The following is a 24653-nucleotide window of genomic DNA, read 5'->3' on the forward strand; positions in this document are numbered from 1 at the left end:
TGCCGACCACCTTTCTTGCCGATCCGGCGTGACTTAGCCGCTCAAGCCGTTCCGCCATCCGCGGCCGAGTCCTGCATGTGCACCCGGTCGCGTATTTCGGAGAAGATACTTGGACATCTGCGTCGAATGAAAACCAACGTTAAATTCAGCATATTGGTCGGCGTGATATTGACCATCGGTTTCGCAGCCGCGGTTTTAACGTCATCAAATGAAAGATTTGGCGGCACAAAAAGTGTCGGTCCTGAAGTCAGAGGGGGGCACTCGTCCGGCGCTCCGAAGTCAGTCTACCCGGTGGGCATTTCCAGCGATGGCAAATTGCTGATCGACAAATGGCGCGCTCTGAATAAGGCGTGTAGCGGTGAAAGTCATCCTGCCATGGGCATTTGCGATGCACTGGACAACATAAGTCGCGAATTGAAGAAACGCGGCTGGTGCTGGGGGGCGCCACTCGGCAGACCGGCGTCCGATTTTGCCTGGCATCATTGCGGTGAATTTGACACGGATAAGCTGCGATGAGTGTTGATGAATTATGTAGGAACGCAAATCGAACGATTGGGCCGCGCGACGATGATATGACGCCGCTATGCGCTGTTGGCGCCTGTGAGGCATTGTATGACGAAACCCCGAGGATACAGTGACATAACGACGTGCTTGGACGAGGAACTTCAGGACTTCGATCTGATGATGATGGAAATCGGCGCAGTAGGGGTGAATACCGTATCGCGCCTCGCGCTCGACATATGGGTAGATGTTTTGCGAGAACTGGATCGGCGCGGTTTGGTCGAGCTCGTGCGTGGATCTTATGATGACGTGCGCTCAGCGCAAATCACGCGATTGCATTAAGTTCCGTAACATCTGTTGTGATCGGCCCCCACTGAGTGGTCCGCGTTGATTGTTAGTGCACGGTTGCCTCCGTTGCCATTGCTGCCTGGAGGTGGAGCGAAGCGGAACCGGAAGGTGGCAATGGCGGCGAAGTCGTTTCCGGGTCTGGCGGTCGGTAGCCGAGGCTGCTGTGGGGGCGGATCGTGTGAAACCGGTCGTCGCGGGGCGCAGCGTTGATGTCTCTCCTCCGTTTCCGTTCACTATCAAGCGATCGGTCGTGAATAGTTCACCGCGGATCGAGCTGATTGGCTGTCAGCACGCTCAACAGGCATGGTTCAAATCGCTCGGCTGTTTACCGAGGTGATCCAGTTTCACATGCGGCTCTTCGTACCGTTGGCAAATGCTGAAGCGGCGTTTCGCAAAACACTCTCCAAGTGACCGTAAATCCGGCTCGAAACCGACTTGCTATACATGTTTGAATATTGGTCACCGCACGACAAAAGGGCCTGCCCGGCATTGCCGGACAGGCCGTAAAGTCAGAGGGCCTATTAGTCCGAAGACATTAATCCCCCCTAGGGTCGCAGCCAGAGATTAGCGCCTGTGGCGTTTGATTCCTAGTACGGACGCGACATCAAGCGGCAGCGGATTATTATAATTTTCTGCACTCGATGAGCAGACTGATCGCGGTTTCGGGAAGGGCCAGCCGTCATGAGTCTGACGTCTGGCACCAGATATGGGCGCCGCGATCGTTATGCCAATGCCTTTTCCATAGCAAAATGGGGGCGGGCGCTTTTGCAGATACCTAGATCGAGCCTGCTCAACGTCGGCAAGATCGCCGGCTCAGCTGCGAGCGCTAATCGCTCTCGGACCAAACAGCAGTCCTTCGAACGGAACGCCGAAGGTCTTTACCGATCTAAGAGCATTTCCCGGCATTGCGGGCTTCGGCACGGAGAAAGCGTATGGGAAGCTATCAAATTTACGGCGTCGATGACTCCGGGAGGCGGCACCTGATCGCCAACACGGACTCCGCACGCCGGGCGCTTGCCTTTCGTGACGCCAATGCCACTGGTTGGAACTCGCTAATCGTTCAGAACACATGTGGCGGGCTCACCGAAGATGAACTGCTGGCACTCGCGAACGCGGAAGCAAGCCTGTTCCGCTGAGCCGTCTCAAGGCCATTCAGGAGGAACCCAACGGTCCGGCCTAGTCCGGAACGCGAGACCAATGTCGGCGGGGGTCGACTTTCGACGCTTCACGTTCGGTGCGGACCACGTACCTCGATATCAATAAGTATTGCGCGCAGGTTTGCCCCGCTCACCCATTTGCCTACAGTCGCCCTTTTTAGCGTCTCGCCCGCGCATCACCGGTACGCGGCCAATGGAAGAAGGAGAGGACATGAAGCTCGAATCCATCGCTTTACACCACGGCTACGTGGCTGAGCCGACCACCCACGCTGCCGCGGTGCCGATCTATCAGACCACGTCCTATACCTTCGACGATACCCAGCACGGCGCCGATCTGTTCGATCTCAAGGTGCAGGGTAATATCTATACCCGCATCATGAACCCGACGACTGCCGTGCTCGAGGCCAGGCTTGCGGAAATGGAAGGCGGCATTGGCGCGCTCGCGCTGGCATCTGGCATGGCCGCAATCACCTATGCGATCCAGACGATAGCGGGGGCAGGGGACAATATCGTCTCAATCTCGCAGTTGTACGGCGGCACGTACAATCTTTTCGTGCATGCTTTCCCCCGGCAGGGTATCGAAACCCGCCTCGTAGCCTTCGACGATTACGCGGCCCTCGAGGCCGCGATCGACGATAAAACGAAGGCGGTCTTCCTCGAATCTATCGGCAATCCAGCCGGCAATATCGTCGACATCGAACGCATCGCCGAGATCGCTCACCGTCACGGCGTCCCCGTAATCGTGGACAACACCGTTGCGTCGCCCTTCCTCTGCCGGCCTTTTGATTTCGGCGCCGATATCGTTGTCCACTCGCTCACCAAATATATCGGAGGGCACGGAACGACGATCGGTGGGATCATCGTGGACAGCGGCCGCTTCGACTGGGTGGCAAACAAGGAGCGCTTCGCGATACTCAACGAGCCGGATCCGTCCTACCACGGGGTAATCTACACCGGGGCACTCGGGCCAGCAGCATATATCGGCCGCGCACGGGTCGCCCCGCTGCGCAATACTGGAGCCGCGCTGTCACCGCACAGCGCGTTCCTGATCCTCCAGGGCCTGGAGACGCTCGGTCTGCGAATGGAGCGCCATTGCGATAATGCCCGTCGCGTCGCGCAGTATCTGCAGGACCATCCCAAGGTTAGCTGGGTCAGCTATGCGGGATTGGCGGACAGCAAATACCATGCGCTCGCCTGCAAGATCACCAAGGGCCAAGGGTCAGGTATCCTGAGCTTCGGCATCGAAGGCGGGAAAGAGGCAGGGGGCCGCTTCATTGATGCCCTGCAGATGATCCTCCGGCTGGTTAACATCGGCGACGCGAAATCGCTCGCCTGCCATCCGGCATCGACGACCCACCGTCAGTTGAATGCCGAGGAACTCGCGACTGCCGGGGTCTCCGAAGACCTCATCCGCATTTCGGTGGGGATCGAGCATGTTGACGACATCATCGCCGACATCGACCAGGCATTGGCAAAAGCCTGACTATCGCGAAGCCAGTTGCCGTTTTGCGCGAGTTTGACACTGGGCGGGGCTTGAGCATTCGCCTCAACCCCGCCTAGGTCGGTGCGACCCTAAAGGTCCGGATCCATCCACCAGGATCGGCCCTGATATAAATCGGCGGGGTCTGATACTACCGGCCTATCTGGTTCGTCCGCCACATATGGTCGAACCGACCGCCTGGCTCCGATCTTCCGGCGATTGATATCACCGAAGGGGCGGATCGCCATTTCCGTGGTGACTGCCGAGATCGCACGGCTTCGGCGGTTTTAGACGTCAGGCAAACAGCCGACGGACTTGATGCACTACTTGGTACCGAGGCTTTGGCCTTCGTGGTGCATTCCTGTCGCAAAAAGCGCATCCCTTTCGGATGCCGGGCGCACACTCCATGCGGCGTCTCGGCAGAAACGGGCGAGCACCAACGTTGCCGACCGATTGAGAAAATATCTGAGTCGTTATGGCCTTGGCTGGGACTTGCTCAGGTCCCGCGACTTTAACTAGCCTCCGCCCGCTCAGATGGGCGCCTGCCGGCGGCTCACGAGCCCAGAAGCGGTTTAGACAAGATCGTTGATTCCCACCTTCAGCGTGCGCGAACTGCGCACCGTTTCCACCGAATCGGCCGCGCCTCACGTGGGGACGATTGCGCTGTCATTTGTCCTGAACTGTCGTGTCAGATCAAACGACGGGGCCCCCGACGGGGGCGATTCACAGGAGTTTATTATCATTTGACATATATCCATTATGCATCTAACTAATATGCACGGCGCATATAAGGCTTTGTCATGACCGAAGATGAGTTCCTTGCCAGCTATGATCCCGCCGTCTTTGCGCGGCCCTCGGTCACGGTTGACCTCGTCCTCATGACGATGGTTGAGGGCGTCCCTGCTGTGCTGCTGCGCCGGCGCGAGGAGCATCCGTTCCTGGGCCAATGGGCATTGCCGGGCGGATTTGTTGGTATCGACGAAGGCCTGGACGAAGCGGCACTTCGGCTGCTGGGGACAGAGGCGCACCTAGCAGATGCCTATATCGAGCAGCTCTACACCTTCGGCGCTCCGGCGCGCGATCCGCGAACTCGCGTTGTCACGATCGCCTATTTCGCATTGCTGCCGGCAGACCGGTTCGCGGCCGCCCTCAAGCAGAGCGCCGAACTGACGCTCGCCGAGCTCGCTGTCTCCTGGCCCGGCGAGGTCGGCGGCCCGGTGACCGCCTGCGATGACGATGGAGCAGTGCTCCCCCTTGCCTTCGATCACGCCGATATTCTCGGGCTCGCGATCAAGCGCCTGCGCGGAAAGCTCGACTATTCGCCGATCGCATTCGCTCTGCTGCCCGACATGTTCACGCTACGCCAGTTGCAGGATGTTCATGAAGCGATCCTCGGTGTGCGGCTGAACAAGCCCGCCTTTCGGCGCCGCATGCTCGACCGCGGCTGGCTCGAAGGCACCGGCGAGCGCGAGGCAGGCACCTCGTTCCGACCCGCAGAACTCTACCGTTTCAAGCCAATCGATTGAGGGAGGCAAAGATGGCCCAGATTACGAGCTTCGGTTTCTTCGCGCAGCTGCGCAGCGATGCCAGCCACCATGTCATCCGCTACCGCAACGGACGTGTCCGTCAGAGCGGCCGCGGTCTGGTCTTCTGGTTCAGGCCGGAAACCGCCAGCATCGCCGAGGTCCCGATGGACGATCGCGAGACGACGCTCTTCGTCAAGGGGCGCAGCGCCGATTTCCAGGCGGTCAATGTCCAGGGTGCGATCGGATGGCGCGTGGTGGAGCCCGAGCGGCTTGCCGAGCGCATCGATTTCACCATCGGCTTGGCCAATGGTCAATATATCCGCGAACCCATCGAGCGGATCGAGACCCGTCTAGCCGGCCTCATCAACCAGGCGACGCTGCAATATCTCGCCGAAGCGCCCGTGCGCGCGCTGCTCGATGCCGGGGTTGAGCCACTACGCCAACGGCTCGAGCAGGCGCTCGCCAATGATCCGACACTCGCCGAGATCGGCTTGGCCGTCGTTGCTGTGCGGCTCAACAATCTCGCGCCGAGCAGCGAGCTCGAACGCGCGCTTCAGACTCCGACCTTCGAGGCGCTACAGCAAAAGGCGGACGAGGCGATGTTCGAACGCCGGGCGCTAGCGGTCGACAAGGAACGCGCGATCGCCGAAAACGAGCTGGCTAACAAGACCGAGCTGGCACGGCGCGAGAAGCAGCTGATCGCCGAGGAGGCGGAGAATGCCCGCAATCGCGCGACTGGACTTGCCGAGGCGCAGCAGATCGAGGCGGGAGCCGAGGCTGGGCGCATCCGGACCATCGAGGGCGCTAAGGCCGAGACGGAGCAGGCGCACATCGCGATCTACCGCGACCTTCCTCCTGCGGTCCTGCTCGGTCTCGCGGCTCGAGAGCTGGCGGGTAATCTCGATACTATCGAGCACCTGAACGTCACGCCCGACCTGTTGGCGACCATCATGCGCGAGTTTCGGCAAGTGCCTCCCGTGGCGATCGTCGCTCAATAAGGACAGGCGATCATGACCACCACCGCACCCCGGACCGTGTTTGTGACGCGCGAGACCGACTACGAGCTTCTGCTCGCGCGGCACGCCACGCGCGAGCAGGCTCGTTTCTATCTCGAGACGCGCGGGCAGAGGCTGGCTGATCTCGAGACACGCCACGCACAGTTCCAAGCCGTGCTGCGCCAGGCGCGCGACTCCGCGCCCGCCGATTGGCGGCAGGCACTGGTGCGCCGCGCCGACCTCGACCGCTTCCTGTTCGCGCCCGAGGATGTGATCGTTGCGGTCGGCCAGGATGGATTGATTGCAAACGTGGCCAAATACGTAAGCGGGCAGCCGGTGCTTGGAGTGAACCCGGCACCGGATCTTTACGACGGCGTTCTGGTCCGGGTGCCGCTCGATAAATTGAACGCGGCTCTACGGGCCTCTCACCACGGCGAGATCGCGATCGAACAGCGGACAATGGTCGAGGCCGTGCTCGACACTGGCGAAAAGCTTGTCGCGCTCAACGAGTTGTTCGTCGGTCACCGCAGCCATCAATCGGCGCGTTATCGCATCTCGATTGGTGATAGCGCCGAGAACCATTCGTCGAGCGGGCTGATCGTCGCTTCCGGCACAGGTGCGACCGGTTGGGCCCGGTCGATCATGGAAGCCACTAGCAATTCGATCCTGCTTTCGCCGCACGAGCATGCAGTTGCCTATTTCGTTCGCGAACCATTCCCGAGCGTGGCCACCGCTACCACCCTCCGCGCCGGCAAACTCGATGGGACACCGCTCAGCATCACTTCGCATATGAACGAAGGAGGAGTCATCTTCGCCGATGGCATCGAGCAGGACTATCTTGCGTTCGACTGGGGTCGGCAGGTGTCGCTGCAGCCATCTAGTCGTATGTTGAGGCTGGTAACTGCTTAGCAGTTTCGCCCACAGGCCGATCAAAATTATTGCGTCACACGCCGAAGCGGCGAATGCCCGTTTTGGCGGTCATCCATCCTTGCAAATCAGGAATCCACTTCCAGATTTTTAAGGATACGGAGCCTGTGCCGGGATGAGTAATGCGACTTTGGACCGATGTCGCTGAGGTTCGACCTTGGGGACTGTCCGGACTCAGGAATGAAAACCCAGGAACCGGACGTTCAGCTGACTGGTTGAAGCGCTTGAACGTTGGATCAGTTCGGTCAGCAATGCCGTCAATGTATCGGCGGCAGGTAATCGACCGAGCTTCAGCCCAGATCGCTGGACATGTAGTTCGCGAGGGCACCCCATCCCTCCGGGCTATCGAGCAGGCCGGACATCCAGGCGGGGCAGTTGCACAGCGACCACCACACATCGTCGAGAGGATGATCCAGCAGGCCGGCAACTTCGCGGACGAGTGCCACCGCCGCAGCGCTGTCATCTCGGGACATCTGGCCCTCACCGATGACGGTAGGCTGCGGTGGGGGATCGGGATGCGCGAGGTCGGTCATCGAAGGACATCCATCTAGGACAATAGGGCCAATAGCGACGTTAGCGAGTATCGAGGCTATGCCGGGAGGCGGCGATGGCATACCGGCCAGCGGGGTATTCAGATCAACCTCATCAGCCAAAGCATTATACCGGGAGATTCGAAAGGCTCACCCAAGGTCAGAAGTCCAGATAGCTGTTGATGCAGATGGTCAATGCAGTGCCCTGCGGGCATGGCGTACTGTAACTTTAACAACACACTCACATCAAATTGGACACAGGCGAGGTCCCGAGCCGGCAACGGACGACTAGCTCCAACGTTTGCTGGCCGATGGCACAATCCATCTGCTTGAAATTTGGAGTCCAAGATGAAGAAATATCAGGCTGCCTCTACGATCGCCTTTGCGGCCGCACTCGCGGCGACGCCGGCGCTGGCGCAGGACAACCGTGATACCTATTTCGATGGACCGTACGTGTCCGCGACGTTCGGCATGGGAGCGCTGGGCCACGACACCGGCGAGACAATCGAATTTGATACCAATCAGGACGGCACTTACGGTGACACGGTGCGCACGGCTGCCGGCGCCAATGCCTTTGCCCCAGGTTTCTGCAATGGCCATACGAATGGCAACTCGCTCGCTACAGGCGGATGCCTGCAGGACGAAAACCATGAAGAATACGCGGGCCGTATCGGCTACGATCGACGTATGGGCAACTTTGTCGGCGGTCTGCTGGTCGAGGTTAGCAAGAGCAATTCGCGGGACTTCACGACCGCCTTCAGCAGCACGCCAGCCAGTTATACGATCGGTCGAAAAGCAGACTACGCTGCCTCGCTCCGTGCCCGTGCCGGCTACACGCCTGGTGGCGGCGCGCTCTTCTATGTTACTGGTGGTGGTAGCTTTGCAAAGATCAAGCACTCTTTCAACACGACCAATACGACCAACTCTTTTACCGAACTGAACGACGACAAGATGAAGTTCGGCTATCAGCTTGGTGGTGGCGGTGAAGTCATGCTCACCAACAATATCAGCCTGGGCATCGAATATCTCTACAACCACTATCAGGATGGGGAATATGCAGTGAACGTCGGCCGCGGCACGGCTCCTGCGACAAATCCGTTCCTTTTGACTTCGGGCGCAACCAACATGCGACCGGCCGAACAGAATTTCGACTTTCATTCCTTGCGCGGAACCGTCAGCTTCCACTTCTGACGTCGATTGTGAGACCTCGGACGTTAAGTTCGGTCAACAATGCGTCCCGGCTTGCCGCATGCAGGCCGGGGCGCAATTTCCTCCTAGATCGCTTCATCTCGGTGCAGATACCTTGCAAATAGGAAGCGGCGAACGGTCTCAGATTGTACCTCGTACTGTGCTGCCAAATCGCAGACTTCGGCGCCGGCGGCATAGGCTGCGCATATCTCTGTCTCGAATGGATCAAGCTTGAGCTTCCAGATTGGACGGCGGAGCGGCACGTCGTTGGCAATGAGAAAGCGGCGCACCGTCTGCCAGGAGCATCCGTATTGTTCGCCGATCTCTTTAAAGTCTGCGCCGCCGGCATATTGAGCGAAGATCGCCGGACCATGCTCAGCCAAGCGCTTCAGAACATGCCCCTTCATCACTTCGCTCCCGGGTCGCAAACCGCAACATTCAGTGGCGTCTTGCGACTACACTACACAGTCGGAGCCGGTTTTAACGTTGTTTTTCAACAATGTACGAAAGTGAACACTAGCGCCGAGGTCACTATAAATCCCTCCGTTCGGCGCGAACGTACGTGAACGTATCAAGCGACGAGCGGTTGTCGGCTACTACGAGGACCGGTAAAGTTGCAAGCGGGCTCCCCCCGGTGTCCTCAGTGTTCGGCATAAAAAACCCCCGCCGAAGCGAGGGTGAAGGTTATGGCATGTCGGAAAAGTGAATATCGGCGATATTGCCGACAAGTATGAGACGCCGCTGCGGTCAGAAATCCTCACCCTTACCAACGGCATATTTGTTCTGCCGTGAGGAGAAGCCCAGCGCGTCGCTAGGGACGATGGGGCGCTCGATCAGGTCTTCTTGCTCGGCGCGGGTGAGCCAGCGGGTGGCCTGACCCAACAGGTTGGTGGTGAGCGCGTAAGCGCGCCCCATGTTGCGGACTTGGTTGCCTAAGCACATGCTATGCGGCTAGTTCTGGCCTAACCTGGAAACGGGATTTGGAAAGCATACCTAGCTCAATCGCTATCGCGACCATATGGGTTCGATTTCTGGCGCGGAATTTTAGCCGCATCGTGTCGAGATGAGTCTCGATGGTACGGAAAGCGATGCCGAATTTTTGCGCCACCTCCTTCGCTGAATGACCGAGGGCAATAAGCTCAAGAATCTCAATTTCGCGCATCGTCAACGCCGGTTTGCCGTCCTTCATGCCCGCCCCTCAGTTCGCGTTAGCCATGGCCCTCATGCAGCTTTCACCGTCGGATAGCCATCGGCCACCTTGATTCGTAACGATTTATTGTGACAACTTGCCCGTTGTTCATAGAGATTAGCAAGTCACAATTAGTCTGCCCGACGGGGTGTATCACATTGGGCCAACTGCGCTGGCTCTTCGCATCCGATATCAATCCCAGGCACATCCGCTGAGTGCCTGACGTCGGAACGCACTACGGTATATACGCCCGGCTCGAAAGGACCTGGCTTCATGATCTCTGATACGGGGAGCGGGACATGGGCGGCTTCAACTACCGAGGATTCGCTACGGTGCTCAAGAAATATTAACCTTGAGGGCGCACTCAGACCGGGCCGTCCCGTCGCCCCGAGTACGGCACAATTAACCTTAGAGGTCGCAAGCCCCGCTTGCGGCCTCTTTAGTTTTTTAGCGACTGCGGACTCCGCAATTGACCGGCGTCTGGTTGCGTCGGTGCGAGATACACCGCCACATTCAATAAGACCCTGACCCCTGCACCCGCTTCGGCGGGGGTTTCTTTGCCAACGGATACCTGTCAGCCGGCGAGCGTTCCACATATGCGCTGCGTGCCCCCAACAGCGGCGCCAGAAATGCCGCTACCCCCTTAACGCGGCACGCCCCGAACCTTGCCCCCGCTCATGCCGCGGGGGCCTTTGTGAGCGCTTGAGCGCCAGTCCGTCGTGCTCCTAGCACGCGCTGCCACATTTTGCTGAGACCAACTAACTCAAAGTGTGGAGTCTGCTTTCTTGTGTCGTCACAGGTGCAACGCGCTCGATGGGCAAATCGGAGCGCATGGCCAGCGGCGGGGAACCCTGGCGAACGATTGCGGGGGTGTTTGCCGTCATGTCCGGTCGGCGGTTCGGGAGGCCTAGGACATGACGGCAATACCCGCTGTACGCCTGACCGACGCTAATCGTTCCGCGCTTTGTCTCAATGGCGATGATTATTTCAGTCGCAGTCCGGCCCAAGCTCCGCCCGTTTCTCACCATCCAGCAGGATAAATCGATCTCGGCCGCGCCTTGCAACGCCACCTCTGGGATTCGGGTCTAGCCAACGGGCATAACTGAGGAGACCGGCCCACAACGGCGTCTAGAGAAAGCCGGCACCCAGAAGCTGGCCAGTCTTTCTTCCTCGAACCTTACCCTCGCCTCGGCGGGGGTTTTCTTTGTGCTTCACTTGCTTGCACGCGGTCGCGAGCCGCGCGCTGCCGCCGCTCGCGTTCCGTCCAATAGATGGCTACCAGACCAGCAGCCGCTACCAACGCCCCGATGGCCATAACGAATACTGCCTGCATATCGCGTCCCTTTTACAAGCGCTTGGCAGGCTGCGGCGCTGGACGCGTTAACACGGATTATTGCGGTGTGCTGCTGCCCCGAACTGGTCAATGGCTTGGGGGCCTGGATCGCGGCTACAGCACGGGCGCATAGGCACCTAAAAGTCTTAAGCATCTGTGATATTGGGAATTATCAACCATGCAACGCCTACGCCCGCGGCGGGCATGCCTTTTAGCCCGCCCTCATCATCGGGCGTCTTAAAATCGGTAATGTGCCGGTTGGCTGCCGTGCTGATTGGATCTGCGGAGCCATCAGTGGACGGCAGCCAAGGCCTATACTCAACTCAAGCCCAATCGTTTCGCAGCTCGGCGCTTTGTGCCGGCCAGATTTAACACCAGTTAATATACTGGCCGCCAAGAGGCGGCATGGAAATAGGCCGCAAGCAAGCGGTTGTCGCAAATTCAGAGGTTCATCTATGCCGGTATCAGAGGGTGTGATCGTCTCCCCCTATGGAGCGAACGGGGAAATGCGAAAGCTGTGGGAGATGGAGGCCGATGTCATCGAATACGCAATGCGTCGTTACGGTGGCAATGTGGCCGAGGTCGCCCGTCGGCTTCAAATCGGTCGCTCAACACTCCGTCGTAGACTGGAGCGATACGAGGACGTGAAACGCCGATCGGTGAGCAGCGATCTTTCGGCCGACGCCTTATTCCGATCCGCCGCTTAAGTGAGGTCATAAAGAGGCAGGGTTGCCGGCCCATTGATGCGGCGGCAGAACGGCAAGGTTGACTTACTGGTCCTTGCACCACCGCATTTCGGAAGCCTTGCGAGCTGCATCAGAACGCTCTTCCGCCGTCATTGTCACCATGCGTTGCCTGCCCCCTTTTTTGCCTCGCTCGGCAGCCACAGCGCTTTTCTGCTCCGCGCCTTTTTCCCTAATCAGCGCTTGCGCCTCGGATCGAAGACGAACGTCGGACGCCAAGTCGTCCCACCTCTCTGCAGATCGCAAGTGTTGTTCGCGGACCTTTTGAAGTGTCGCAGTCTCGGCGAGGGCTCGCTCTGCTCCCGCGCGGACCAAACATTCTGAAGCGCTTTCGGCTGCCATTGGTTCAATCCTCGCGCGCTATGACCTTAGCGTACGCCTTGTGGTCCACCCCATGTTTTTAGGGTTCCCTTGTTTAACCGCGCTACCTAGCGCCGGTTCCTTCCAGAGTGGAGGTAGCTACCCAACGCGAGAGGATGTTCTTGCCGTCAAAGACGCCAGACTTGTTCAGGCACCGCATCGGAGAACACTGAAATCGGCATAGCTGCGAGGCGGCGCCACGCCCTTTCCGCCTCCAGCCACTTTCGCCTTTCCGCGGGTGTAGCGGCTTGATCGGCCTGGAAGCCGCATGCGTTGGCCTGGTCTCTATAGAACCTTGACTGCAACATGCGCATCCAACGCTCGATCAGCCCCCAAAGTTGCGGCGGTCACATAGGATCAAGGACCTCAAAGGCGTGCGCCGAGGGCAGCCTTCTCCATCGCATTGGGATTTACTCCTTGGGCCTGCTCGTTTCCAGATCCCCTGGCATTCCACCAGCGGAAGGCGGCGGCAAGAACGATTGCCCCAATAAGAGTTAGAATGAACATAGCCATGACTGCGGTGATCTGCGCGGGCGTAAGGCCGGCAAGGTGAGGGAGAGATCCTGCAGCGCGGCGACTCCTCGCCGTGTTACGATTATGCGCCTCCAAGCATTTGGCGCCAAACCGATTTTATGTGCCAATTCGACCCATGCTGAAGTGCCAGTGAGTGGCGAACTCGCGCGACGGAGCTGCCAATGCGAGGCCATTTTTGACCTCCCTGATACCTTCCGTCCATTCACGTTCGGGCTGCGCTTCGATCGAGGTCGTCAGGTTGGGGCTTCCGGACAGGTGTTTCGGCGAAGCGTGCGTAGCAAGTGGCCGTTCAACGGTCAGGCTTGCAGGGGGCTCGGCGACGGAAAAGATAGCCGTATGCCCCGCGTCTGGAGCCAGGTCGTAGCAATATAACGGTCTTCTATGTTGCCGGCCGTGCGAAAGGGCCTCGCCAACGCGGCAAGGCCCCGTTCCGCTTCGCGCCAGGAGCTAGAGCGCGTCGCGTACAGTCGCCTTTGGTTTGCGGCGCATCGCCGCACCGGCCAGTCCGATCCCAAGGGTGATTATGCCCTAGGTCGCTGGTTGGGGAGTGTGCTGGCCGACGCACCCAGTTCAGCTATTCCTCCAATTTGGATGTGCTTGATCTCCAGGGCCATTTTCGAGAAATCGAAAATTCACCTTCCGGGATCATCGTGCTTGGATGGCAAGGACCGACTCCGACAGCGATGTTGGGCGGAGGCTTGAACGACGAGCCCGAACCGAACTCATCGCCGAACTCGTCACGCTTCGGGGGCTGCAGCAAGTTCGTGTCGAAAGCCTGTCGTCCTGCGGCGCGGGCCTCAAAGTGGACCATCTTCCCGAGATCGGAAGTACAATCGTCCTTGCCTGGCCCGTCCATGCCCTGTGTGGCACGGTTGCTTGGGCGAAGGGTCGCCGTTGCGGAATATCATTTTCCCCGGCGGTGCCCGAGGCCACTATAGCAGAGATTGTCCGGACCAATGGTGGGGCCCACATCGACAGCCTTGCACGGTTGGCGAAGAGCGGATCCTTCTCGGATTTGGGCAAGATCTGAAGGCCGAGGCTAAAACGTCATTAGAGCGCGCGCGGCTTTCAGGATTGCACTCACGAATCCGGTACCCCGAAGATACTGATCCATTGTGGATGTGAATTTGAGTCAACTATATGATTCAAAACGAAGTCTGTGAAATTTTTGCACCGAGATAACGCAAAATTAGGCATGACCTTTCGGCATTTGGAAACCGGATGGATCTCTTATCAGTTTGCGGGGGCAATTGGGAGATTGCCCATGTCTCGGAGAAAAATTGCGGCAAGCAACATACGGGATGTCGATCTCGAAGCGTATCAGTCCGTGAACGATTATCTCGACGACCTCGTAGCTTTTGCCCAGGAGATCGAGGCAAGGTTGGAGCACGATATGCTGCTGATACCGCAGCCTGTCCCAGCCGCTCTGCCGCCGGCCGAGCACGAAATCTCTCCGGACCGGCGCAGCTCGCAGCGAACACTTACCATCTATCGCTTAGTTCAGATCGATAGTGGCGGCGATCGTGGCTTCGCCCGTTGCCGGAACATTTCGGACTCCGGTGTCCGGCTCGAGCTTAGCATGCCCCTGGAAATGGGCGCCGCCGTCGAAATCGCGTTCTCTCCCAGCAATGTTCTACCGGGCCGGGTCGTCTGGAAAGTCGATCATAGCTGCGGAATCGCATTCAATGCCGAGGTGGACAGTGCCGCGGTGTTGAGCAGATCTGCTGCGGAATTGCATGGTAATCGGGCGCGCCCGTTTCGGCTAAACGCGAATTTGCCGGCTCGGGTAAGTTCGGATGGTAAGAGCCGCGGCACCACGGTGATGGATATATCGCAGCGCGGTGTGAAGCTCACTCACGACGGCAGCTTTCATCGCGGCATGAGCATACGGGTTGTGCTCGCTTCTGGCGCAGAACGGGAAGGTGTCGTGCAATGGGTTAAAGGTGATACTGCCGGCGTCTATTTCATCGAACCTTTCAGCGTTGATGAACTAGGGTCCATAAGAGCCCTGTAGGCCGCACCAATTGCCGCGCCCGAGCACCTGCACGCGACGCACTTGTACGTTGTCCGACCGGCCGTCGCCGGGGAAACGAGTAGACCCTATGTACGATCTTGTTTTCGTTATCGATCAGGACGTGAAGCGTCGCGGCTCTCTGTCCTTCTATCTCAACAGTCATGGGACCACCGCAGAGCCCTTCGAGAATATCGATGAGTTCATGCAATGTTGGCCGAGGACAGGTGTCGTGCTCATCAATGACGACCAGGATATGGTTGTAGCGCTGATGCACGAAATCGCGAGCCGGCATACCTGGCTACCGGTGATCGCCTATTCGCAGGAACCCGAGCCCGAACGCGTTGTCGAGGCCGTGCTCGGTGGGGCGGTGGGCTATGCCGACTGGCCGGGCAACGGTGAGGCACTGATCGCAGCCGTCCGCCACGCTCGCGCGCGTTCCAATGCAGCGATCACTTCCACCACGCGTCGGACCATGGCGCTCAGCCGTATAGTACAACTGACCCCGCGCGAACGCGAGATCCTCTCCGGAATGGTCGATGGTCTTAGCAATCGGGAGATAGGCAAAGTTCTTGCGATCAGTCCCCGAACGGTTGAGCTCCACCGGTCGCACATTCTTATCAGGACTGGCGCGAAAAACAGCGCGGAGGCTATCCGCCTGGCCGTGGAGGCATCGCTGCCATCGTTTGATCCGGCAGCCGGTCGCAATACGGGCTCGCACGGCGCGTGGCCTGTTGCCAAGCCTGGCGAAGCCGACGTGCAAAAAGCTGGACGCGCTTCGGTCGCGGTCGTCTCTTCATCAGGCACGGCAGCGACATGATGCTTTCGTCGCTTGCAAAAACACGGACTGGCGACCCTGAGGTTTCAGAAGTGTTTTTTGACTCGGCAGTCTGCAAATAATGTGCGCCCAGCTAGCTGACGACAGGCAATCAGACCGCCACCGTGGTCCCGTTAAACGGAGCACACCATGCCCCTCTATAAGGTATTTCCGACCGATCCTCGAGGCTTTGCGGAAGTAGGAGTCTCCTGGACCGAACGCATCCTCGGTGTCGTTCAGGGCCTCGAGTGTCATGAGGCAGACGTGTTCCTGGAGGACAGATGTGCGTTTTCGATCCGACTGGAACAGAGCGGCATCTGGTCAATCTTCCAGCGCGGAGAGGTCCAGCCCGAGATACTCCTCGACAATCTGGCGCTTAAACTCGAGGCTGTGCGATCGGTGCTGTCTCGACATAGGCTCTTCTCCAAGAGCCCGCAGCGGGGGTCAAATAATCTTCTTCCGCATGTCCGACCCGAGGGGGCCACTCCCAGAAAGCGGGCATTGATCAGCACTTACAGACGCGCCTAATCGCAGCGTGCCGCAAGTCGAGGGTGGACTGACATGAGTTGCCCTGTTTCAATCTCGTAGCCCTTTTCAGCACTGCGGATGACAAACATAAAATCGCGATCTTCACGCATATGGACGTGTGCGAAATACCGGACAGGAAGAACCGCCGGGATATCGGCGCCCTTCAATACCTTTTTCACTTTGATCCGCGCACTTACCCATGCATGTCCAATAAGGTCATCGTCATCTTGGACAGGCTCATATGCTCCATTTTCGATGATCCTGCCGACCACTACGAGATCGTTGCACCCATAGCGCAGGGTGCGGTCTTCCACGCTGACCGGCGAATTGCTCACGCAAGCCGGCATCATAAGGGCTGCCAATATCGGAACGGCGACTGACTTCATGCTGACCACGGTAAGCGATAATCCGATGACTGGAAACGGAACTGATCGCGATCAGGTTAAACGGCGGCAATGTCGGCGCTTGCTGACGCCCGAACTCGGCAGATTGACGCAGGCGAAAATGTCTGGTTGCTGGGCGTCAGCCGTCGCAAAGCTCGGAAGATTAGCTCGTGAACGAATTGGCAGGCGACGCATTTCTTGCTCTGATGGCTGCATTGGGCGCGGCCTTCATGGTCAAGGCTGCTACGATCAGGGATGCCATAGCCCGTCGATACGACAACCCGCGGATCACAGCACACCTCCATATGAGAGGCTATGTACTTTCTCTGCGTCTGGTGGGGACAGGTTGGTTCTTGTTCGGAGGTGCGATTTTGATCGCGAAGGGCGTTCGCTTCTTCTCCGTGTGACACGCCGTCGATGTCGGCTTTTAGGCCGCGATCATAGATGTGGGTGGCAACAGGTCGGCGGAATCAAGCTCGATGTCTTTTTGCCCGTTCTCGCGCATCCATGAAATCATCTCGCAATGGCGAGAGAAAAAACTCCCAGGCCACCAAGGCGAAGCCCGCCGCGCTTAGGCAAAGGGAGAGCCGCATTGCCCATGTCTCAACTACCAGCGAGGTACCAAGCAGTTTGCAAATGCTCAGTGCGGCAATTGGAGGGATCAGCCATGCGATCAATTGCCATCGCATCTCGCTCACCAGCGCCAGTCCGTCCAAGGGCGCCGACTTCCGTTTCAGATAGGCTCGGTAGCGGGAAACCGGATTGCTCATGATACGAGCATTTCAGAGTAGTAGAATTCCTGCAATCGGTCTTCGCAGATGGTGCACGAACAGCGACTTTGTCGGCACTTGGCGCCCGCGGATCACGCCCCGGTGGGTTGGGGGGCCTGACAGGCAGCTAACAGCGCCAAAAGCTGGAAAGCGGACGAAGCGCTTGGGCCTGTTTTACGGACGGCGGCTGTCGTGTCATAAAGCACGAGTGCTGGCACCTTCCTCAGCCATGCCTTATCATATGACTCAAGACACGCGATAAGATTTGGGAATGATGACCAAGGTCAACCCGGGAGTACTAAGGGTATCGCAGATCCTCAATTTCATGGCCTGCCGTGCTGAAAAGCCATGCACGCACGCGGAAATTCGTGCGGGGACCGGCATGAGCCACGCAACTTGCCACATGCTTTTAACTGCGCTTGTGGAAGTGGGCTATGTCATACGCCTGAGTGATAAGTCTTTCATTCTCGGGCCGTCACTGCTCATCATCGTCAGGGCGGCGGAGGCAGAATATTCCGCAAGCACTTCGATAATACTCAAAGAACTGCCTTATATGGATAATCCATCTATGCGATGAGCAGGCCATTGATATAAAAGCGTGAATTGCTGGGCCAAAAGCCAACTGGCTCTTCCACACGGCGGCCTGCAGTAAACCGGGCAAGCCTTTGGTGCGCGGTAGCCACGAGGAAGACAGCCCTTTTTACGGCATGAAAAAGAGGAGGTGATGCCGCGATATCACACCAATCACAATTCGGGAAGTCGACCGCTGGTTCGGCATTGCGACGCAGCAATTCAATCGTTAGGTGCCCACTGCAGAAATAATTGGAACGTGTGTTCCAGAAGACAAGAACTTGGCCGCCGTGGCACCTCGATCGGTGTTGAGCGGCGACTCCGGGGCGACTTGAGAGTTTGATATTAGGGGAGGGAATCTAATGAACCATCGTACCGTGAAATGCGCCCTGCTTCTCGGCGCAGCTGCTGCCGGCGCTGTCGTCACCAGTCCTGCCATGGCGCAGAGCAGCGACGATAGCGCCACCGGCGACATCATCGTGACAGCTCAGCGCGTCGAGCAGCGCCTGCAGGACGTGCCGATCTCGATCACCGTGTTCAACCAGGACCAGCTGACCAAGCGCAACGTCGCGGTTGCGGCAGACCTCGCCGCCTACACGCCTTCGCTGTCGATCAATCAGCGTTACGGCCCCGAGAAGTCGAACTTCAATATCCGCGGCTTCAACCAGGACCAAAACACAGCCCCCACCGTCGGCGTTTACTTCGCCGAAGTCGTCGGCGTGCGCGCCCAAGGCGGCACGACCTCGGGCAACTCGGTGGGTGCCGGTACTTTCACTGATCTGCAGAACGTCCAGGTGCTAAAGGGTCCGCAGGGCACGCTGTTCGGCCGCAATACGACCGGCGGCGCTATCTTGCTCACGCCGAAGAAGCCCGGCGACAACCTGGAAGGCTATGTCCAGGGCACTTACGGCAACTACGATAACAAGCGTGTCGAGGCGGCGATCAACATCCCACTGGCCGACACCTTCAAGATCCGCCTGGCGGTCGATCGCAACAAGCGCGACGGGTTCATGAAGAACCTGGCGCGCAATGCTGCCGGCAACCGCGTCGGCCCCGACGCCTACAACGATCTCGACTACACCTATGCGCGCCTCAGCATCGTCGCTGATCTGACGCCCGACCTCGAGAACTACACGATCTTCCACTACAGCAAGTCGACCACTAACGGGTACGCCTCGCGGATTGTCGGCTGCGCACAGCCTGTTTCGCAAGGCGGTGACCTGAACATCTTTAGCGGAACCGCCGGCTACAGCGGCACCCGCGATCTCCAGGCCACGTCGTGCAATGTTCAGCTTGCTCGACAGAACGCGCGCGGCGACAGCCTCTACGATATCGAGACGAGCAACGCGAATCCGTTTCTCGACATTACCACGTGGCAGGTCATCAACACGACGACCTGGAAGGCCAGCGACCACATCACTATCAAGAACATCGCCAGCTACGGCGAATTCCAGGAACGGGCCAATTTCGACCTCGGAAGCGCCAATTTCGTGGTGAACGGCCGCGATGTCGGCGGCACTCTCACCGGCGCAGTGGCCACCGGTTTCAATTTGCGCCGCATAAGCTCGCAGTTGCCCAACGTTGTCACTCCGAACGGTACGCCTTATGGCCGCATCGTTCTTGACACTGCAGGACCCAACACCGCCAACGCAGCACAGGGCAGCTTCACTGAGGAACTGCAGATTCAAGGCAGCTGGGACAAGTTAAACTTCGTCATGGGGGGCTATCTGGAATTCGCGCGCCCGACTGGCTTCAGCACAGGCCGTACCGGCATCTTCCTGAATTGCTCGCGTCCGCAGGACCTCGCTTGTTCGAACCCGCTGCTGTTTGGATCCATCTCGGAATCTGCCACAAAGCTCAACTTCGACAATAACGGCATCTTCGGTCAGGCCACCTACAACTTTTCCGATAAGCTCGCGCTAACCGGTGGCATCCGCTATACCTTCGACAAGATTGTCGGCCTCACCCAAGGCACGCGCGCAGGCTTCTCGGCGAACGCTACGACTGGTCCGCTGTTCGCCGACCCGGTTAGCGGCGTGAACATCGCCCGTGCCTGCACCGACTCGTTTCGCCACAACCGGGTTGGGCCGGCTGCTGATCCTGCCGTCGTTGCAAACCCGCCCGCCGCCGACCGTAGTGTGTGCACGACCACCCTCACCAACAAGTCGAGCAAGCCTACCTGGGTAATCGACCTCGATTTTAAACCGTCTCAAGACCTGCTGTTCTACGCCAAGTACGCCCGTGGATATCGCCAGGGCGGCCTGAACTTCACTAATCCTGGGGTCGAGAGCTGGAAGCCCGAGAAGACCGACAACTTTGAAGCTGGCGCGAAGGTGAGCTTCCGGGGAGCAGTCAGTGGATACCTGAACCTCGCCGGTTTCTATAACAAGATCGTGAACCAGCAGGTTTTCGCTGGCCTTACCCCAGATGCGCTCAACGCGGCCTTGGGTGTGTCCGGTGGCAACGCGGTGGTCAACGCTGGCAAATCGCGCATCTACGGTGCGGAAGTCGATGCTTCGGCAACCTTCTTTGAAAGCCTTCGCTTCGATCTGGGCTATACCTACCTTGATACCAAGATCACTGCCGGCGGTACCGCAGCCGTGCGTGGCGACGGGTCCCAGCTGGGCCAGTTGATTGTCGGATCGCCGTTTGGCACCATTACTCCGACCTCGATCGTCGGCAAGCCGTTCGCCAATACGCCGAAGCACAGGGTCACACTCACCGGCAGCTACACATTGCCCCTCGACGAAAGCATCGGGCGCATTTCGTTTGGCGCAACCTGGGTGCACACCTCTAGTGCGGTCAATGACTACTCCGTCCCGGCCTTTGTCAACGGCATTGCCGTCGGCTACACGCCGGCCAACGACCTGGTGAACCTCAACCTCGACTGGAAGGGTATCGCCGGTTCGACTATCGACGCAGCCCTGTTCGTGACCAATCTCACGAAGGAGCGCTACACGGTAGCCAACGGTGGTGGCTGGAACTCGGCGGGCGTCGCCGAAATACTGCTTAATCAGCCGCGCTTCTACGGCGTGCGTCTGCGCTACAACTTCGGGCAGTAATCCACAAAAGGGATCCGGACGAGGAGTCCGGGTCCTAAACAATTGCTCCGGCCAACACTTGAGCCACGCCTTCGCCGGCGTGGCTTTCGTGTATAATTACCGCTCGCTGCATCTGAGTACACGATTGCAGACTCCGATGTGCTATCGCAACGCGTGATCTTGGAGAGGACGGGAAGGTCCGCTTTTTGGGGCAACCCGAGATGGGCTCAAAATCCGCCACGTCGACGTTACCGGCGCCCAACGGGCTGCGCTGACGAGGCGAGGACGGCCAAACCGCGGCGACGCGATAAATAAGCATATTGCTTATTTATGATTTGTACGTAACCTCCTGGGCGCAATCTTGGAGAGGGTATGCATTTATGGCCACCACCGCCCCACTGTGCACGTCTGACCGCTTTGGCATCGCCCCGCTGACCCCGCGCATCGGCGCAGAGATTGAAGGCATCGACTTGGGCTGCGCCCTGTCCGACGACGACATTGGCGAGATCTATCGCGCGCTACTGAACTACAAGGTCATCTTCTTCCGGGATCAGGACATCAGCGAAGAGCAACATATCGCCTTTGCCCGCCGCTTCGGCGAACTAGAGGTCCATCCGGTCACGCCCAAGGAACAGGCCCACCAGGAGATCTTTCATCTCCGCACCCAGCCGAACCGCACCTCAGGTGCTGATTTGTGGCATTCGGACGTGACTTGGCGCGCTGAGCCCTCGCTCGGCTCGATCCTGCGCGGCCGCACCATCCCCGAGATCGGCGGCGACACGATGTGGGCCGACATGGTCGCAGCATACGAGGGACTGTCCCCGGCGATGAAGGAATGGATATGCTCTCTCACCGCGGTGCACGATGGCAGTGTCTTCGCCACGGTTCAAGGCAAACCCACTTCCGACTTCCTCGATCGCTTCCCGCCACAGCGCCACCCCGTCGTGCGCACCCATCCCGACACGGGCGAGCGCGCACTCTACGTCAACTGCGCCTTCACCACTCATATCGAGGGACTGAGCAAGAAGGAGAGCGACTGGCTGCTGCAGCACCTCTACGATCAGGCCTCGAAGCCCGAATATCAGGTGCGCTTCCGCTGGCGGCCAAACAGCTTCGCCTTCTGGGATAATCGATCCTGCCAACACTACGCTGTCGCGGATTACTGGCCGACGATGCGGGCAATGGAGCGCGTGACAATCGTCGGAGATAGGCCGTTCTTCGATCCGGCGAGGGGCTAAACGCACGATGATGGTAGAAAGGGGGCGGACCCGGCGCGATCCCAGGCGCGAGGTAACGCGTACTGCTCTGATCGAAAAGGCCGAGGCGCTGATCGCGGAACGCGGCCTCGACGGCGTCTCGCCCCGGCAGATCGGCGCGGCGATCGGATCGGCGAACAACAACGTCGTCGCTTATCATTTCGGCGGTATGGAAGAGCTGATCTCGGCGATCTACCATCACCGCCTGCCCGGCATCGAAGCGCGCCGTGCCGAACTTATCGCAGAGCTCGACGCGCTTGGTCGTGGCGCCGAGCTGCGCGGACTCATGGATGCGTTATGGCGTCCGCTCTACGAGCAGCGTGGCGAGGATGGAAAGCATAGCTACGTCGCTTTCCTCGCGGGTCTCGCCCGTTCCGGTTGGGCCTGGACGCGCTATACTTTGCACGAGGAATATCCGGTGGTCATGGTGATCGTCGAGCGTATTCGGCCGCTGCTGCCGGTGAGTGCGCGGCCGAAGTTCCATCAGCGGCTGATCGTCACCGCCGCGATGATCAGCAACTCGCTCGCCGCAATGAACCAATTCACCGACAAGGGCGCTTCGGCCGACGCGGTCTTCGCCGATCTCGTCGCAATGGCGACCGCCGCGCTACTCTGTGAGAGTGATGTCGCCTGACATGGATGCTTTAGCCAACATCGAGAGCGCTGTGCCCGAGCCCGGGGCGGCGGCGGCCGATGACAAACAGCCAACCGGTCGTCTCATCGCGCATTCGCTGCTGAATACGGCGGTCACGGGCGTGCAGCTTCCTATCGGTGTCTATCTGCCTGCGATCTACGCGCAGCAGTACGGCATTTCGCTCACGGTGCTGGGCGCGATCTTCCTTGTCGAGCGTATCTGGGGGACGGCGACCGATCCGCTAGTCGGCTGGCTGTGCGACAAGACGCGCAGCCGGCTCGGCCGGCGCAAGGTGTGGATCGGGGCTGGCTCGGTGTTGTTCGTGGCGATGAACGCTTTGCTGTTTTTCCCGCCCGCCGGCGTGACGCCAGCCTTTCTCGTGGCCGTGCTACTCGTCACCTTCCTGTCGCTGTCGATGATTCAGATCCCATACTACGCCTGGTCGGGCGAGCTTTCAGGCGACTATCATGAGCGGACCCGGATCACCGCGTACCAGACCATAGCCAGCGGGCTGGCCCTATTCTCAGTCCTGCTGATGCCAACGCTAGCCGATAGGTTTTATCCCGGCGACCAGATGATGAAGCTTCACGGCATGGGCGCGGCGATCATTCTGCCGGTGATTCCGACCGTGCTGCTGGCCTTCTGGGCCTTTCCCGACCATAGCGTAGCCACCCCGCGGGTGAAGGCTGCCAAAGTCCCGTGGCGGCAGGCATCCCGCGCGGTCAGATCCGAGAAAGTACTGTTCCGCGTCATGACGGCCGACCTGGTCATCACTTTCGCGCAGGGGCTGCGCGGGGCGCTGTTCGTGTTTTTCGTCAGCTTCGTGGTCGGCAAACCCGAGTGGGCAGGTGGGCTGTTCCTGTTCCAGTTCGTCATCGGCATCTTCGCTGCGCCGATTTGGCAATGGATCGCAAGGATCAAGGGCAAGCACCGCGCACTGATCGCCACCGAACTGGGTCAGGCGGCGGTCAACATCGGGCTCGTCCTCGTCGGCGCGGGCGACATCCCGCTGCTGCTAGCGCTTACTGTTGCACAGGGGCTGATGCAGGGGTCGGGCAACATGCTGCTGCGCGCGATGCTGGCGGACATCGCCGACGAGTACCGGTTGCGCACCGGGGTGAACCGCACGGCGATGCTGTTTTCAGTGTTCAGCGTTTCGGGCAAAGCTGGTGTCGCCCTGCCGGTGGGCATCGCGCTACCGCTAATCGCTTGGTTCGGCTTCGATCCTAAACTTGCGGCCAATACCCCGACGGCGCTAACCGCCGTGGCGCTGGTCTTCTCGCTCGGGCCGGGGTTGGCCCATCTTATAGGCGCAGCCCTTGTTCGGAGCTTCGATATCGACGAGGATCGTCAAGTCAAAATCCGGGAAGAACTGGCAATGAGGGCAGCGGACTAGGCCGTAGACTCATGAACTCGCAGCCAAAGGCGCATTGAGGCGAGTTGGACCATGGCGAGGAAGTTCTCAGCCAGTTTGTCGTAACGGGTAGCGACGCGGCGGAAGTGCATCAGCTTAGAGAAGAAGCGCTCGATGAGGTTTCGCTCACGGTAAAGCCATGTGCTGAAGTACGGTTTCGACCTCCGGTTGGCCTTGGGCGGGATGTTAGCAAACGCACCCCTATCGCGGAGAGACGCCCGGATGCGATCGGCATCATATGCCTTGTCTGCGAGCACGGCTGTCGTGGAGAGCGCGCCGCCGTAAGAGCCAGCCAAGGCGATCGATGCGACGCTTGGATGCTGACAAGGGTCCGACCTTAGCCGGGCTAAACCGAACGTTAAGGTGTTTCCGCCAGAAAGGGGGCGACTTCTGCTGCCGCGTGCTTTCTCAAGAAAAT

The 24653-nt window shown here is 59.1% G+C and carries 24 protein-coding genes and 2 pseudogenes; 18 read left to right on the forward strand and 8 right to left on the reverse strand.

The window, feature by feature from the left end:
* Positions 1–126 precede the first annotated feature (126 nt).
* Both KRR38_RS30450 and KRR38_RS30455 read left to right on the forward strand, forming a co-directional pair.
* Positions 127–516, forward strand: coding sequence for a hypothetical protein (locus KRR38_RS30450; RefSeq protein ID WP_217407586.1), 390 nt, complete (start codon positions 127–129; stop codon positions 514–516).
* Between the two features lie 135 nt (positions 517–651).
* On the forward strand, positions 652–843 hold the full coding sequence (locus KRR38_RS30455) for a hypothetical protein (RefSeq protein WP_217407587.1): 192 nt from the start codon (positions 652–654) through the stop codon (positions 841–843).
* 52 nt (positions 844–895) lie between these two features.
* Here the strand turns inward: KRR38_RS30455 and KRR38_RS36660 are convergent.
* Positions 896–1033, reverse strand: a pseudogene (locus KRR38_RS36660) (IS3 family transposase); the annotation flags it as partial.
* Between the two features lie 748 nt (positions 1034–1781).
* Here KRR38_RS36660 and KRR38_RS30460 point away from each other — a divergent pair.
* The 5 genes from KRR38_RS30460 (at position 1782) to KRR38_RS30480 (ending at position 6916) form a co-directional block, all read left to right on the forward strand.
* Positions 1782–1985 carry a hypothetical protein gene (locus tag KRR38_RS30460; RefSeq protein WP_217407588.1) on the forward strand — a complete coding sequence of 68 codons (204 nt, stop codon included), beginning with the start codon at positions 1782–1784 and terminating at the stop codon, positions 1983–1985.
* Between the two features lie 232 nt (positions 1986–2217).
* Positions 2218–3489 (forward strand): O-acetylhomoserine aminocarboxypropyltransferase/cysteine synthase family protein, encoded by a 1272-nt coding sequence (locus tag KRR38_RS30465; protein WP_217407836.1) that lies wholly within the window; start codon positions 2218–2220, stop codon positions 3487–3489.
* A gap of 797 nt (positions 3490–4286) precedes the next feature.
* On the forward strand, positions 4287–5012 hold the full coding sequence (locus tag KRR38_RS30470) for an NUDIX domain-containing protein (RefSeq protein WP_217407589.1): 726 nt from the start codon (positions 4287–4289) through the stop codon (positions 5010–5012).
* An 11-nt stretch (positions 5013–5023) separates the two neighbouring features.
* Positions 5024–6010, forward strand: coding sequence for an SPFH domain-containing protein (locus KRR38_RS30475; protein WP_217407590.1), 987 nt, complete (start codon positions 5024–5026; stop codon positions 6008–6010).
* Positions 6011–6022: 12 nt separating this feature from the next.
* The gene (locus KRR38_RS30480) at positions 6023–6916 is read left to right on the forward strand and encodes an NAD(+)/NADH kinase (RefSeq protein ID WP_217407591.1); all 894 of its coding nucleotides are present in this window, start codon (positions 6023–6025) and stop codon (positions 6914–6916) included.
* Positions 6917–7224: 308 nt separating this feature from the next.
* Here the strand turns inward: KRR38_RS30480 and KRR38_RS30485 are convergent, their stop codons facing one another.
* On the reverse strand, positions 7225–7467 hold the full coding sequence (locus KRR38_RS30485) for a hypothetical protein (protein ID WP_217407592.1): 243 nt from the start codon (positions 7465–7467) through the stop codon (positions 7225–7227).
* Between the two features lie 345 nt (positions 7468–7812).
* Between KRR38_RS30485 and KRR38_RS30490 the strand changes: the two genes are divergently transcribed.
* On the forward strand, positions 7813–8655 hold the full coding sequence (locus KRR38_RS30490; protein WP_217407593.1) for an outer membrane protein: 843 nt from the start codon (positions 7813–7815) through the stop codon (positions 8653–8655).
* Positions 8656–8738: 83 nt separating this feature from the next.
* Here the strand turns inward: KRR38_RS30490 and KRR38_RS30495 are convergent, their stop codons facing one another.
* The 3 genes from KRR38_RS30495 to KRR38_RS30505 form a co-directional block, all read right to left on the reverse strand.
* Entirely contained in the window at positions 8739–9059 is a 321-nt protein-coding gene (locus tag KRR38_RS30495) for a hypothetical protein (protein ID WP_217407594.1), read from the reverse strand.
* A gap of 340 nt (positions 9060–9399) precedes the next feature.
* A complete protein-coding gene (locus tag KRR38_RS30500; RefSeq protein ID WP_217407595.1) occupies positions 9400–9567 on the reverse strand; it encodes a hypothetical protein in 168 nt (55 codons plus the stop codon).
* 28 nt (positions 9568–9595) lie between these two features.
* Positions 9596–9841, reverse strand: a complete 246-nt coding sequence (locus tag KRR38_RS30505) for a response regulator transcription factor (protein WP_217407596.1) — start codon at positions 9839–9841, stop codon at positions 9596–9598.
* 1857 nt (positions 9842–11698) lie between these two features.
* Here KRR38_RS30505 and KRR38_RS37975 point away from each other — a divergent pair.
* From KRR38_RS37975 to KRR38_RS30520, 4 genes are all read left to right on the forward strand, one after another.
* Complete coding sequence (locus KRR38_RS37975; protein ID WP_375293487.1) at positions 11699–11881, forward strand: helix-turn-helix domain-containing protein; 183 nt, start codon at positions 11699–11701, stop codon at positions 11879–11881.
* A gap of 1588 nt (positions 11882–13469) precedes the next feature.
* Positions 13470–13841 carry a PilZ domain-containing protein gene (locus KRR38_RS37980; protein ID WP_375293481.1) on the forward strand — a complete coding sequence of 124 codons (372 nt, stop codon included), beginning with the start codon at positions 13470–13472 and terminating at the stop codon, positions 13839–13841.
* 234 nt (positions 13842–14075) lie between these two features.
* Complete coding sequence (locus tag KRR38_RS30515) at positions 14076–14825, forward strand: PilZ domain-containing protein (RefSeq protein ID WP_217407598.1); 750 nt, start codon at positions 14076–14078, stop codon at positions 14823–14825.
* Between the two features lie 88 nt (positions 14826–14913).
* On the forward strand, positions 14914–15642 hold the full coding sequence (locus tag KRR38_RS30520; protein WP_217407599.1) for a response regulator transcription factor: 729 nt from the start codon (positions 14914–14916) through the stop codon (positions 15640–15642).
* A gap of 521 nt (positions 15643–16163) precedes the next feature.
* Here the strand turns inward: KRR38_RS30520 and KRR38_RS30525 are convergent.
* A complete protein-coding gene (locus KRR38_RS30525; RefSeq protein ID WP_217407600.1) occupies positions 16164–16562 on the reverse strand; it encodes a hypothetical protein in 399 nt (132 codons plus the stop codon).
* Between the two features lie 158 nt (positions 16563–16720).
* Between KRR38_RS30525 and KRR38_RS30530 the strand changes: the two genes are divergently transcribed.
* Positions 16721–16957 (forward strand): hypothetical protein, encoded by a 237-nt coding sequence (locus tag KRR38_RS30530; RefSeq protein WP_217407601.1) that lies wholly within the window; start codon positions 16721–16723, stop codon positions 16955–16957.
* Positions 16958–17020: 63 nt separating this feature from the next.
* Here KRR38_RS30530 and KRR38_RS30535 read toward each other — a convergent pair whose 3' ends face one another.
* Positions 17021–17320 carry a hypothetical protein gene (locus KRR38_RS30535; protein ID WP_217407602.1) on the reverse strand — a complete coding sequence of 100 codons (300 nt, stop codon included), beginning with the start codon at positions 17318–17320 and terminating at the stop codon, positions 17021–17023.
* 271 nt (positions 17321–17591) lie between these two features.
* Between KRR38_RS30535 and KRR38_RS30540 the strand changes: the two genes are divergently transcribed.
* From KRR38_RS30540 to KRR38_RS30560, 5 genes are all read left to right on the forward strand, one after another.
* A complete protein-coding gene (locus tag KRR38_RS30540; protein WP_217407603.1) occupies positions 17592–17897 on the forward strand; it encodes a helix-turn-helix domain-containing protein in 306 nt (101 codons plus the stop codon).
* Positions 17898–18327: 430 nt separating this feature from the next.
* Complete coding sequence (locus KRR38_RS30545; protein ID WP_254515780.1) at positions 18328–20952, forward strand: TonB-dependent receptor; 2625 nt, start codon at positions 18328–18330, stop codon at positions 20950–20952.
* Between the two features lie 359 nt (positions 20953–21311).
* Complete coding sequence (locus tag KRR38_RS30550) at positions 21312–22169, forward strand: TauD/TfdA family dioxygenase (RefSeq protein WP_217407605.1); 858 nt, start codon at positions 21312–21314, stop codon at positions 22167–22169.
* A 7-nt stretch (positions 22170–22176) separates the two neighbouring features.
* On the forward strand, positions 22177–22821 hold the full coding sequence (locus KRR38_RS30555; protein WP_217407606.1) for a TetR/AcrR family transcriptional regulator: 645 nt from the start codon (positions 22177–22179) through the stop codon (positions 22819–22821).
* Positions 22811–24217: an MFS transporter gene (locus tag KRR38_RS30560; protein WP_254515781.1), complete on the forward strand. Its 1407-nt coding sequence runs from the start codon at positions 22811–22813 to the stop codon at positions 24215–24217. The genes KRR38_RS30555 and KRR38_RS30560 overlap by 11 nt, the downstream gene beginning before the upstream one ends.
* On the opposite strand, the pseudogene KRR38_RS30565 reads toward KRR38_RS30560, so the two are convergent.
* Positions 24214–24492, reverse strand: a pseudogene (locus KRR38_RS30565) (transposase); the annotation flags it as partial. The gene KRR38_RS30560 and the pseudogene KRR38_RS30565 sit on opposite strands and share 4 nt — an antisense overlap.
* Positions 24493–24653: the final 161 nt, after the last annotated feature.

Source organism: Novosphingobium sp. G106, from assembly GCF_019075875.1.
In the GTDB taxonomy this organism is placed as follows: domain Bacteria; phylum Pseudomonadota; class Alphaproteobacteria; order Sphingomonadales; family Sphingomonadaceae; genus Novosphingobium.

Coding starts and splice junctions, on each gene's coding strand:
- KRR38_RS30465 (WP_217407836.1), top strand. CDS start 2,218: ATGAAGCTCGAATCCATCGCTTTACACCACGGCTACGTGGCTGAGCCG.
- KRR38_RS30460 (WP_217407588.1), top strand. CDS start 1,782: ATGGGAAGCTATCAAATTTACGGCGTCGATGACTCCGGGAGGCGGCAC.
- KRR38_RS30470 (WP_217407589.1), top strand. CDS start 4,287: ATGACCGAAGATGAGTTCCTTGCCAGCTATGATCCCGCCGTCTTTGCG.
- KRR38_RS30500 (WP_217407595.1), bottom strand. CDS start 9,567: ATGGGGCGCGCTTACGCGCTCACCACCAACCTGTTGGGTCAGGCCACC.
- KRR38_RS30560 (WP_254515781.1), top strand. CDS start 22,811: ATGTCGCCTGACATGGATGCTTTAGCCAACATCGAGAGCGCTGTGCCC.
- KRR38_RS30495 (WP_217407594.1), bottom strand. CDS start 9,059: ATGAAGGGGCATGTTCTGAAGCGCTTGGCTGAGCATGGTCCGGCGATC.
- KRR38_RS30540 (WP_217407603.1), top strand. CDS start 17,592: ATGATGACCAAGGTCAACCCGGGAGTACTAAGGGTATCGCAGATCCTC.
- KRR38_RS37980 (WP_375293481.1), top strand. CDS start 13,470: ATGGCAAGGACCGACTCCGACAGCGATGTTGGGCGGAGGCTTGAACGA.
- KRR38_RS30490 (WP_217407593.1), top strand. CDS start 7,813: ATGAAGAAATATCAGGCTGCCTCTACGATCGCCTTTGCGGCCGCACTC.
- KRR38_RS30555 (WP_217407606.1), top strand. CDS start 22,177: ATGATGGTAGAAAGGGGGCGGACCCGGCGCGATCCCAGGCGCGAGGTA.
- KRR38_RS30505 (WP_217407596.1), bottom strand. CDS start 9,841: ATGAAGGACGGCAAACCGGCGTTGACGATGCGCGAAATTGAGATTCTT.
- KRR38_RS30545 (WP_254515780.1), top strand. CDS start 18,328: ATGGCGCAGAGCAGCGACGATAGCGCCACCGGCGACATCATCGTGACA.
- KRR38_RS30535 (WP_217407602.1), bottom strand. CDS start 17,320: ATGAGCAATCCGGTTTCCCGCTACCGAGCCTATCTGAAACGGAAGTCG.
- KRR38_RS37975 (WP_375293487.1), top strand. CDS start 11,699: ATGGAGGCCGATGTCATCGAATACGCAATGCGTCGTTACGGTGGCAAT.
- KRR38_RS30480 (WP_217407591.1), top strand. CDS start 6,023: ATGACCACCACCGCACCCCGGACCGTGTTTGTGACGCGCGAGACCGAC.
- KRR38_RS30550 (WP_217407605.1), top strand. CDS start 21,312: ATGGCCACCACCGCCCCACTGTGCACGTCTGACCGCTTTGGCATCGCC.
- KRR38_RS30520 (WP_217407599.1), top strand. CDS start 14,914: ATGTACGATCTTGTTTTCGTTATCGATCAGGACGTGAAGCGTCGCGGC.
- KRR38_RS30450 (WP_217407586.1), top strand. CDS start 127: ATGAAAACCAACGTTAAATTCAGCATATTGGTCGGCGTGATATTGACC.
- KRR38_RS30515 (WP_217407598.1), top strand. CDS start 14,076: ATGTCTCGGAGAAAAATTGCGGCAAGCAACATACGGGATGTCGATCTC.
- KRR38_RS30475 (WP_217407590.1), top strand. CDS start 5,024: ATGGCCCAGATTACGAGCTTCGGTTTCTTCGCGCAGCTGCGCAGCGAT.
- KRR38_RS30485 (WP_217407592.1), bottom strand. CDS start 7,467: ATGACCGACCTCGCGCATCCCGATCCCCCACCGCAGCCTACCGTCATC.